We start from the raw sequence: 512 nt of genomic DNA, 5'->3' as shown, positions 1-512 counted from the left end.
GTGTCTCCTGCTGCCGCTTGGCCTGCTGGAGTCGGCGACGCAGCAGATCCTGCTGCTCAGGAGACAGGTTCTCAAGCTGAGAAAGAATATCGCTCATAATGCTTCACTCGTCTCGGTCTTCTGGGGACTGAAGATCACTCGGCGAAATTCCCTGAACCTCTGCGACGAGTTGTTCAAGGAGTTCCCGCTCTTCGGCGGATGTAATTTCCGTGGCGAATGCGACCAGATCGAAGTCGGCATCGACCGTCGTCTCCTGGGTCGCCGAGCTCCCCTGGCGGAGGACCTGTCGTCGTTCCTCCTCCGTGAGGACGGTGACCTCGCCCAGCCGTGCCTGCGGCTCACGGACAATCTGCGCGCACACACTCTGGAGATGAGCGAGCATGCGTTCGATCGCTTCCCCGTCCAAGCGCCCGGGGTCGTACTGAACGGAGATCTCGACCTGCTCCTGAGCTATCACGACAATGGCCAGCGGATAGTTGACACGCTCCTCCGAGCGGGTCATTTCGAAGCGT

At 60.2% G+C, this 512-nt stretch carries 1 protein-coding gene; it reads right to left on the bottom strand.

From position 1 onward, the window contains the following. Positions 1-103 precede the first annotated feature (103 nt). A partial coding sequence (locus ACSIH6_RS39440; protein WP_435114012.1) for a hypothetical protein occupies positions 104-512 on the bottom strand: 409 nt, incomplete at its 5' end.

The organism is Nocardiopsis synnemataformans (genome assembly GCF_965343085.1).
Taxonomy (GTDB): Bacteria; Actinomycetota; Actinomycetes; order Streptosporangiales; family Streptosporangiaceae; genus Nocardiopsis; species Nocardiopsis alborubida.
This window is presented reverse-complemented; position numbering and strand designations above follow the sequence as displayed.